The sequence below is a fragment of the Pseudomonas sp. NPDC089530 genome, from assembly GCF_050280705.1.
In the GTDB taxonomy this organism is placed as follows: Bacteria; Pseudomonadota; Gammaproteobacteria; order Pseudomonadales; family Pseudomonadaceae; genus Aquipseudomonas.
Window position 1 is genome coordinate 1 of sequence record NZ_JBNNVU010000140.1, and the last position, 9,023, is coordinate 9,023.

The following is a 9,023-nucleotide window of genomic DNA, read 5'->3' on the forward strand; positions in this document are numbered from 1 at the left end:
GGGATTGAGTACCCGACCAGTCGGCGTCGCCAAAGTAGATCGCCGCGTCAAAGTCGGTATCGGCGAACAGGAAGGGACGTGTGCGGTTGGTCAGGCGCCGAGGTTGGTGCCGGCCAGCGGGCCGCGATCGACCTTGACGTTGCCGCTGTCGGCATCCGGATTGACGGTGATGGCACCGGCACGAACGATGATGTCGCCGGCGTCGTGGGCGTGGGCGATCGGGGCTGCTAGTGCGAGCGCGAACAGGGAGGCGCTGAGCAGGGACTTGTGCATGGGAACTCCAAAGGACAATTCAGGTTGGCTAGGTCCAATGGTAAGGATCGTCAAGGAGCGGGCTTTGATTCAGCTCAATGAAAACTGGATCCATGCGAGAGCAAAGCAAGTCCGGCGCTATGCGCGCCCTTGAATCACTGCTCTTTTGCAGGCGTGAGCCTGCTGGCGATGGGGTCAGGCAGGCCGCTGCAAAAGCCGGGTTTCACTCCGGCAATTCGTACACGTAGATCTTCTGTGCCTCCATCTGGTAACCCGCGTCGGCGATCTCGCTGGTGGACGCCTTGACCTGCATCGGCCCCTCGACCCAGTACGGTTGATACAGCTCGTCGAGCTTTACCCCAACCTCGCTTTTCACATGCACGATCTGGTTCGACGGCGGTGGCGGCACGTGGATGCAGGCGCCGAAATAGGGCACCAGCAGAAACTCCGTGGTGCGGCCGTCCTCGCTGACTTCCAGCGGCACTATGTAGCCGGGCAGGCGCACCGACAGGCCGTCCAGGCTCTGCACCACCGGGGCGTTGGGCATGTCCTGCTTCGCCGCCGGGGCAGCCTCGGCAGCCAGGGCGTCGCTCATCTGCGACAGGTCGTGCAGCGGCTTCATGTTCGGCACTTCCGCCGGCGCGTCCGGCGGGATCATTTCCGACCAGGCCAGGTCCCGGGGCTCGGCGGCCCATAGCGGCAGGGCGACCAGCATCAACAGCGCAAGCAGGGCACGGGGCATGCCGGAGCTCCTCATAACCAGAGTTCCTCACAAACGGATGGACAGGCCATCGGCCAGGGATTGTCGGTAGGCGCGCCAGGCCGGCACGCTGCCCATCAGCAGGGCGGCGATCAGGATAGCGCCAAGCAGCGTCCACTCATACTCGCTCGGCCAGGACAGCGGCAGATACAGCCCATAAGCCGACTGCACGTAACCCTGGGCCAGGGCGATGCCCAGGTACAGCAGGCCAAGCCCGGCGAGCACGCCGGACAGCGCCAGGGCGAAGGCTTCCAGCACCAGCAGCGAGGCGATATGCCAGGGCCGCGCGCCGACCGAACGCAGGATCGCCATTTCCCGGCGGCGCTCGTTGAGGCTGGTGAGGATCGCCGTGAGCATGCCGATCAGACCGGTCAGCACTACGAACAGCGACACCACGAACAGCGCCTTTTCCGCGGTGCCCATCAGGCTCCACAGTTCCTGCAGGGCCACCCCGGGCAGGATCGCCAGCATCGGCTCGCCCCGGTATTCGTTGATTTCCCGCTGCAGGGCGAAGGTGGCGATCTTGCTGTTCAGGCCGAGCATGAAGGCGGTGATCGCCTGTGGCGTGAGGTCCATGTTGCGTGCCTGGTCGGCGCTGACGCGGCCGTTGCCCTGGGCCGGCACGCCGTTGTGCCAGTCGATGTGGATCGCTTCCATGCCGCCCAGGCTGATGTGCAGCGTGCGGTCCACCGGGGTGCCGGTGCGCTTGAGGATGCCGACCACGGTGAAGGGTTTGTCGTCGTGCTTGACCAGGCTGATGGCCGCCACGCCGTGGGCCAGCACCAGCTTGTCGCCGAGTGTGTAGTGCAGCGCGTCGGCGACTTCGGCACCCAGCACCACCTCGAACGGATCGCTGGCGAACTCACGGCCGCTGGCCAGTTGCAGGTGCTGCTGGTGGCCGTACTGGTAATGCTCGAAGTAGGCCCCGGTGGTGCCCATCACCCGGTAGCCGCGATGGGAATCGCCGAGGGAAATCGGGATCGCCCATTGCACTTTCGGGTTGCTCGCGAAGTGCTCGAAGCTGTCCCAGCGGATGTTGTTGGTGGCGTTGCCGATGCGGAACACCGAGTACAGCAGCAGGTTCACCGAGCCGGAGCGGGCGCCGACGATCAGGTCGCTGCCGCTGATGGTGCTGGCGAAGCTGGCGCGGGCTTCGGTGCGCACGCGCTCGACGGCCAGCAGCAGGCAGACCGACAGGGCGATGGCGAACGCGGTGAGGAGCGCGGTGAAGCGGCGGTTAGCCAGGCTGGCCATGGCTAGACGGAACAGATACATCTCAGACCTCTGCGGGCGTGGCGGCGCGATTGAGTTCGGCCAGCGACAGGTTGCGATCGAACAGCGGCGCCAGGCTCTGGTCGTGGCTGACGAACAGCAGGCTGGACCCGGCTTCGCGGCATTCGGCGAACAACAGGCGGATAAAGGCTTCGCGGGCGTCGTAGTCCAGGGCCGAGGTCGGCTCGTCGGCGATCACCAGTTCCGGCTGGCCGATCAGCGCGCGGGCGGCGGCGACCCGTTGTTGCTGGCCGATGGACAAGGAGTCGGCGCGACGTTCGAGCAGGTCCGGGTCTTTCAGACCCAGGTGGGCGAGCAGGGTGGCCGCTGCCTGGTCGATACTGCCGTGGCGCTGGGCGGCGCGACTGGCCCGCAACTTGGAGAAATGGCAGGGCAACTCGACGTTCTCGCGCACCGAGAGAAACGGCAGCAGGTTGAACTGCTGGAAGATGTAGCCGGTGTGATCGACCCGGAAGCGGTCGCGGGCACCGGCCGAGAGTTCGGTCAGCTCCTGGCCCAGCAGGCGGATGCTGCCCCGGTCGGGTTTCTGCACGCCGCCGAGCAGGCCGAGCAGGGTGGTCTTGCCGCTGCCGCTAGGGCCCTTGAGGAACAGGGTTTCCCCCGCTTCCAGGCGGAACGCCGGGATATCCAGCAACGGCGGATGGCCGGGCCAGCCGAAGCCCAGGTCGGACAGTTGGATCAGTGCTTGGGTCATGGGCATGGGGTCATGAGTGAGTGCTTATCTGCAGGAGCGAAGCTTGCTCGCGCTGGCGGTGTCAGGGCCAGCAGAGGATGCAAGCCGGACGACGGTTATCGCGAGCAAGCTTCGCTCCTACAAGGAAGGTGGTGGGTCAGAACTTCAGGCTGGCGGCCTTGGCTGTTGCTTCCAGGCCTTGCTGACCGTTTGGCGAGATAAGTTGTACCTGAATTTTCTGGGTGGCGGGGAAGGTCTTGAACAGGCCGGCCAGGTCCAGGCTCTTCAGGGCGCCCGGCGTGGCGCAGGTGAATTGGTAGCGGGCGTGGATCTCGCTGTGTTCATGATGATGTTCGTGGCCGGCGGCGTCGTGGCCTTCGTCATGCTCGTCGGCGTCCGGCTGGTCGCCGAACAGCGGGCTTTCCAGTTCCTGCTGCGCCACCACGCAACCGGCGGCGGGGGGCAGGCTGAACAGCGCCAGGGGTTTTTCCAGCTGGGCGCGCACGGCAGCAACCTTGGCCTTGTCGGCGTCGGTGCTGGCGGCATGCTCGAAGCCCACCAGGTTCATCGCCGGGCTTTCCAGCTCCAGCTCCAGGGTCTGGCCGTCCAGCGCCGCGTTCAGGCGGGCCACGCCATGCTCGTGGGCGCCAAGGCTGCCATGTTCATGGGCGTGATCCTGTTCGGCCGCTTGAGCGATGGCCAGGGGCAACAGGGCAAACGGCAAAGCGAGAAGCAGGCGGCGCATGGCGAGTCTCCGGGAGCGAACATGAAAAAAATGTTATGTAATCTTATAACGGTGGCTGCGAGAGTTTGACCGCCTGCTTGGCGTTGCGCAAGACGCGTGGGAGCATGCTCGTCAGAAATTGTCGGGAGTGCAGCGATGGTGCGGATTCGTGGAAGCATCGGCGAATGGCCGGTGGATTTGACCCTGGAACTGGACGAGGGCGACTGGGATCGATTGAGTGCCCGGCTGGGGGCGCAGTTACCTTCGGTTCAAGCCGAAAGCGGCGCGCCCGCGGCCAAGCCGGCGAGCCCGGACGATACGCTGTGGCAGATCGCCAGGGACTTGCTGCGCAAGGCCGGGCAGTTGAGCGGCCCGGACCTGCTGGAGCAACTGGAGGGCCTGACCGGCAGCGCCGCGGCGGGCAAGCGCCTGTTGGTGCGTTTGCGCCACAGCGCCCAGGTCAAGGTGGTGAGCGGCGGCGATACGCCGCTCTACAGCTGGATCGAGTGACCGATCAATACAACGCCGCGAACAGCTTGCGGCGGTAGGTGGTCACCAGCGGGTGATCGTTGCCCAGCAGCTCGAACACTTGCAGCAAGGTCTTGTGCGGCAGGCCTTCGTTGTAGCTGCGGTTGCGGACGAACAGCTTGAGCAGCGCATCCAGCGCCGCGTCGTACTGCTGGCGCGCCAGCTGCTGGATAGCCAGTTGATACACCGCTTCGTCGTCCTGCGGGTTCTGCGCCAGGCGGCTTTTCAAGTCGGCGGGGTCGGGCAGGTCGGCGGCCTGCTTGAGGAAGGTGATCTGCGCCTTGGCCCCGGCCAGCGCGGCCTTGTGCTCGTCGCTCTTGACCGCGTCGAGCACGGTCTGGGCTTCGCCCAGTTCACCGCGTTCGGCCAGGCAGCGGGCGTAGAGGATCAGCGCCTTGGCATGGGTGTTGTCTCCGCTCAGCAGCACTTTCAGGGTGGCTTCGGCATCGGCGATGCGACCTTCGGCGAACAGCGCCTCGGCCAGCTCCAGCGGGTCGGCGGCTTTGGGGGGCGGCATCTGCACATGGGGTTCGAGCATGGCGCGCACCGCCGATTCCGGTTGCGCACCGGCAAAGCCATCCACCGGCTGACCGTCCTTGAACAGCACCACGGTCGGCAGGCTGCGAATGCCGAAGCGGGCGACGATGTCCTGTTCGATATCGCAGTTGACCTTGGCCAGCAGCAGCTCGCCCTGATAGCTCTCGGCGATCTGTTGCAGCATCGGCATCAGCGCCTTGCAGGGCGCGCACCATTCGGCCCAGAAATCCACCAGCACCGGTTTGTGGAACGAGTTCTCGATCACCGACTGGTCGAAGTCGGCGGTGCTGGCGTCGAAAATGTACGGCGTGTCCTGACTCATGGGGGATCTCGAAGAAACGTGAATGGAACAACTATAAGGTCTGGCGGGGTGTGGCTGAAAGCGGAGGAGTGAGCGGTAGATCGCTTCGCGGGCAAGCCTCGCTCCTACAAAGTAAGCGGCGTCTGTAGGAGCGAGGCTTGCCCGCGATAGACCACCACCTCATCAATCGCGCTGCGCGTGATACAGGCTCACCTCGCGAAACTCCCAGGGCTCGGCCAGGTCCGGCAGGGTCAGGGCGTGGAGCATTTCCAGGCGTCGATACAGCGGATGCTGGAAATCCTTGACCCGGGAGTCCGCCACCAGGGCCTGGCGGCCACGGCTGAGGAACTGGTCGAGCAGCGGCAGGTTGGCGCGGTCGTAGAGCACGTCGGCCACCAGGATCAGGTCGAAGCGATCCGCTTCGGCGAAAAAGTCCGTGGAGTAACTCAGTTCCACCCCGTTGAGCGCGGCGTTCGCCTGGCAGGCGGCAATGGCCAGTGGGTCCAGGTCGCAGGCCACCACCTCCAGCGCGCCGGCCTTCAGCGCGGCGATGCCGGCCACACCGGAACCGGCGCCGAAATCCAGCACCCGCTTGCCTTGCACCCACTGCGGCCGCTCGGCCAGGTAGCGCGCCAGGGCCAGGCCGCTGGCCCAGCAGAAACTCCAGTACGGCGGTTCGTGGAGAATGCGCCGGGTTTCCTCGGGGGTGAAGGCGCGGTCCATGTTGTCGGCATCGATCAGCCACAGCCGCAGTTCGGTGTCCGGCAACTCGCAGGCCACCAGCCGGGCATCGCCCAGCAGTTCGTTCAGGGCCTGTTGCAGGTCGAGCGGTGGGATCATGGTGCTTTGACGAATTGCAGCTGGCCCACGGCCTGGGTGGTGGGTTGGGTGATACGTTGCGCCGGCAGGTGCAGGATCAACTGCCCGGACTGGCTGGCGCGACCGCGCAGTTCGACCCGGGCGCCCGCTGGGAAGACATCGGGATTGAAGCGCAGGCGGAACGGCAGCACCTTGTCGTTGCCGATCAGGTTGCTGCTGGCCAGCAGGCGTTGCGGGCGGCCACGTTCGTCGATCACCAGCAACGCCAGTTCCACTTCGGCACCCGCCGGTACGCCCTGCAGGGTCCCGCTCAGTTCACGCTGGTAGGTCGGCAGGGGGCCGAGGTCGGCGGCCTCCTGGGCTTTTTTCACGCTTTGCTGGGGCGGCACGCTGGACGAGGCAGGTTTCGGGGCGTCGCTGCTGCAAGCGACCAGCAGGCTGAAAAGGCTGAGCAGAACGAGCGATCGTAGCGGCATGCGAAGCTCCAACAAGACGAAATTCCATGTGCAAAACATAATAGTCGGTCTGTATACCGTAAAGGCTATGGCTTGTCTTGCCAGTGGGATGCGCTACCATGGCCCTCCCTTTTTTTGTTGCCTGCCACCATGCACTGTCCCTTCTGCGGTGCCAACGACACCAAGGTCATCGACTCGCGTCTGGTCGCCGAAGGCGAACAGGTGCGCCGCCGGCGCGAATGCCTGGCCTGCGGTGAGCGTTTCACCACCTTCGAAACCGCTGAACTGGTGTTGCCGCGCCTGATCAAGACTGACGGCAGCCGTCAGCCCTTCGACGAAGAAAAACTCCGCGCTGGCATGCAGCGCGCCCTGGAAAAACGCCCGGTCAGCGTCGAGCGCCTGGAAGCCGCGCTGGTGCATATCAAGCACAAGCTGCGCGCCACCGGCGAGCGCGAGGTCAAGTCCCTAGTCGTCGGCGAACTGGTGATGGCCGAGCTGCAAAAGCTCGATGAAGTGGCCTATATCCGCTTCGCCTCGGTCTACCGGCGCTTCCAGGATCTCAACGAATTCCGCGAAGAGATCGACCGCCTTGCCCGCGAGCCGGGCAAAGAATGAACATCTCCCGCGAGCAGGCGGTGCTCGACGCCCACTATATGGCGCGAGCCCTGGAGCTGGCGGCCAGGGGGCGCTTCAGCACGCACCCCAACCCCCGGGTCGGTTGCGTGATCGTGCGCGACGGCCAGGTCGTCGGCGAAGGCTGGCATGTGCGGGCCGGCGAGCCCCATGCCGAAGTCCACGCCTTGCGCGCCGCCGGTGACAACGCCCGGGGTGCCACCGCCTATGTGACCCTCGAGCCCTGCAGCCACCATGGCCGGACGCCGCCGTGCGCCGATGCGCTGGTGACTGCTGGTGTGGCGCGGGTGGTGGCGGCGATGCAGGACCCCAACCCGGAAGTCGCCGGCCGCGGTCTGCAGCGCCTGGCCCAGGCGGGCATCGCCACCCATAGCGGTGTGATGGAGCAGGAAGCCCGGGTGCTCAACCAGGGGTTCCTCAAACGCATGGAACATGGCCTGCCGTTCGTGCGGGTCAAGCTGGCGATGAGCCTGGACGGGCGCACCGCCATGGCCAGCGGCGAAAGCCAGTGGATCACCGGCCCCGCCGCGCGCTCCGCGGTGCAGCGCTTGCGGGCCCAGGCCAGCGTGGTGCTGACCAGTGCCGACACGGTGCTGGCGGACAACGCCCGGCTGACGGTGCGCGCCGAGGAGTTGGGGCTGGATGCGGAACAGACTGCCCTGGCCATGAGCCGCCCACCTTTGCGCGTGTTGATCGATGGCCGCCTGCGGGTGCCCCTCGATGCGCCGTTCTTCAAGGCCGGGCCGGCGCTGGTCGCCACCTGTGCCGCGGTGGAAGAGCAATATGCCAACGGTCCGGAATGCCTGATCGTGCCGGGGGCCGACGGCCAGGTGGACTTGCGCTGGCTGCTGAGCGAGCTGGCCGCCCGTGGCGTCAACGAAGTGCTGGTGGAAGCCGGCCCGCGCCTGGCGGGGGCCTTTGCCCAGCAAGGGCTGGTGGACGAATACCAGATCTTTGTCGCCGGCAAGTTCCTTGGCTCTTCGGCGCGGCCGCTGCTCGACTGGCCGCTGGCGCGGATGAGCGAGGCGCCGCAGCTGAAAATCATCGAAATGCGCGCCGTGGGCGATGACTGGCGAGTCATTGCCATTCCTCTGCCAGCAGCGAGCGTATAATTCCGGGCTTGCGCAACGCGTGGCCCTGTTCTCGAGGAGGACTCCATGTTTACAGGCATCATCGAATCCATCGGCAGCATCCGTGCACTGACCCCCAAGGGCGGCGATGTGCGGGTGTTCGTGGAAACCGGCAAGCTCGACCTGAGCGACGTCAAGCTGGGCGACAGCATCGCGGTCAATGGCGTGTGCCTGACCGCGGTCGAGCTGCCGGGCAACGGCTTTGCTGCGGACGTCAGTCGTGAAACCCTCGACTGCACCGCCATGAACGACTTGAAAAGCGGCAGCCCGGTCAACCTGGAAAAAGCCCTGACCCCGACCACTCGCCTCGGCGGGCACCTGGTCAGCGGCCACGTCGACGGTGTCGGCGAGGTGGTTGCCCGTACCGATAACGCCCGGGCCGTGGAGTTCCGCATCCGAGCGCCGCAGGAGCTGGCCAAGTACATCGCCCATAAAGGCTCGATCACCGTCGACGGCACCAGCCTCACGGTGAACGCGGTCGATGGCGCCGAGTTCCTGCTGACCATCATTCCGCACACCCTGAGCGAAACCATCATGGCGTCGTACAAACCGGGGCGTCGGGTGAACCTCGAAGTCGACCTGCTGGCGCGTTACCTGGAGCGCCTGCTGCTGGGCGACAAGGCCGCGGAGCCTGCGAGCGGCGGTATCACCGAAAGTTTTCTGGCCGCTAACGGCTACCTCAAATCCTGAACCTCAAATTTTGAAAGAAGGGGGGTGCCGCGTGGCGCTCAACAGCATCGAAGAACTGGTTGAAGACATCCGCCAAGGCAAGATGGTCATCCTCATGGATGACGAAGACCGCGAGAACGAAGGCGACCTGATCATGGCCGCCGAGTGACCCGCTGGGCCAGGGCCATGTGCTGCTGATACCGCTGGCCCACGTGGAGAAACTCGAGCAGTTGCCCACGGCCGTCCGCC

At 65.6% G+C, this 9,023-nt stretch carries 11 protein-coding genes and 3 pseudogenes; 5 read left to right on the plus strand and 9 right to left on the minus strand.

Annotation, left to right across the window (positions count from 1 at the left end):
• The 6 genes and pseudogenes from ACQKQA_RS28575 to ACQKQA_RS28600 form a co-directional block, all read right to left on the minus strand.
• Window positions 1–94 (minus strand): annotated as a pseudogene (locus ACQKQA_RS28575) (LysR family transcriptional regulator); the annotation flags it as partial.
• 2 nt (window positions 95–96) lie between these two features.
• Window positions 97–273 (minus strand): annotated as a pseudogene (locus ACQKQA_RS28580) (outer membrane protein OmpW); the annotation flags it as partial.
• 202 nt (window positions 274–475) lie between these two features.
• Window positions 476–994, minus strand: a complete 519-nt coding sequence (locus ACQKQA_RS28585) for a DUF3299 domain-containing protein (RefSeq protein WP_427564564.1) — start codon at window positions 992–994, stop codon at window positions 476–478.
• Window positions 995–1,021: 27 nt separating this feature from the next.
• A complete protein-coding gene (locus ACQKQA_RS28590) occupies window positions 1,022–2,287 on the minus strand; it encodes an ABC transporter permease (protein WP_427564565.1) in 1,266 nt (421 codons plus the stop codon).
• Between the two features lies 1 nt (window position 2,288).
• Window positions 2,289–2,999 (minus strand): ABC transporter ATP-binding protein, encoded by a 711-nt coding sequence (locus ACQKQA_RS28595; RefSeq protein WP_427564566.1) that lies wholly within the window; start codon window positions 2,997–2,999, stop codon window positions 2,289–2,291.
• Window positions 3,000–3,135: 136 nt separating this feature from the next.
• Window positions 3,136–3,723 (minus strand): DUF2796 domain-containing protein, encoded by a 588-nt coding sequence (locus ACQKQA_RS28600; protein ID WP_427564567.1) that lies wholly within the window; start codon window positions 3,721–3,723, stop codon window positions 3,136–3,138.
• Window positions 3,724–3,858: 135 nt separating this feature from the next.
• Between ACQKQA_RS28600 and ACQKQA_RS28605 the strand changes: the two genes are divergently transcribed.
• Window positions 3,859–4,212 (plus strand): hypothetical protein, encoded by a 354-nt coding sequence (locus ACQKQA_RS28605; protein ID WP_427564568.1) that lies wholly within the window; start codon window positions 3,859–3,861, stop codon window positions 4,210–4,212.
• A 4-nt stretch (window positions 4,213–4,216) separates the two neighbouring features.
• Here the strand turns inward: ACQKQA_RS28605 and trxA are convergent, their stop codons facing one another.
• The 3 genes from trxA to ACQKQA_RS28620 form a co-directional block, all read right to left on the minus strand.
• On the minus strand, window positions 4,217–5,089 hold the full coding sequence (gene trxA / locus ACQKQA_RS28610) for a thioredoxin (protein WP_427564569.1): 873 nt from the start codon (window positions 5,087–5,089) through the stop codon (window positions 4,217–4,219).
• A gap of 162 nt (window positions 5,090–5,251) precedes the next feature.
• Window positions 5,252–5,908 (minus strand): class I SAM-dependent methyltransferase, encoded by a 657-nt coding sequence (locus ACQKQA_RS28615; protein ID WP_427564570.1) that lies wholly within the window; start codon window positions 5,906–5,908, stop codon window positions 5,252–5,254.
• Window positions 5,905–6,363: a hypothetical protein gene (locus ACQKQA_RS28620; protein WP_427564571.1), complete on the minus strand. Its 459-nt coding sequence runs from the start codon at window positions 6,361–6,363 to the stop codon at window positions 5,905–5,907. Before ACQKQA_RS28620 ends, ACQKQA_RS28615 begins: the two co-directional genes overlap by 4 nt.
• 129 nt (window positions 6,364–6,492) lie before the next feature.
• Between ACQKQA_RS28620 and nrdR the strand changes: the two genes are divergently transcribed.
• From nrdR to ACQKQA_RS28640, 4 genes and pseudogenes are all read left to right on the plus strand, one after another.
• Window positions 6,493–6,957, plus strand: coding sequence for a transcriptional regulator NrdR (gene nrdR, locus ACQKQA_RS28625; RefSeq protein ID WP_007924133.1), 465 nt, complete (start codon window positions 6,493–6,495; stop codon window positions 6,955–6,957).
• Window positions 6,954–8,087, plus strand: coding sequence for a bifunctional diaminohydroxyphosphoribosylaminopyrimidine deaminase/5-amino-6-(5-phosphoribosylamino)uracil reductase RibD (gene ribD / locus ACQKQA_RS28630; protein WP_427564572.1), 1,134 nt, complete (start codon window positions 6,954–6,956; stop codon window positions 8,085–8,087). The genes nrdR and ribD overlap by 4 nt, the downstream gene beginning before the upstream one ends.
• 45 nt (window positions 8,088–8,132) lie before the next feature.
• Window positions 8,133–8,795: a riboflavin synthase gene (locus ACQKQA_RS28635; protein ID WP_427564573.1), complete on the plus strand. Its 663-nt coding sequence runs from the start codon at window positions 8,133–8,135 to the stop codon at window positions 8,793–8,795.
• A gap of 31 nt (window positions 8,796–8,826) precedes the next feature.
• Window positions 8,827–8,940 (plus strand): annotated as a pseudogene (locus ACQKQA_RS28640) (3,4-dihydroxy-2-butanone-4-phosphate synthase); the annotation flags it as partial.
• Between the last annotated feature and the right edge of the window lie 83 nt (window positions 8,941–9,023).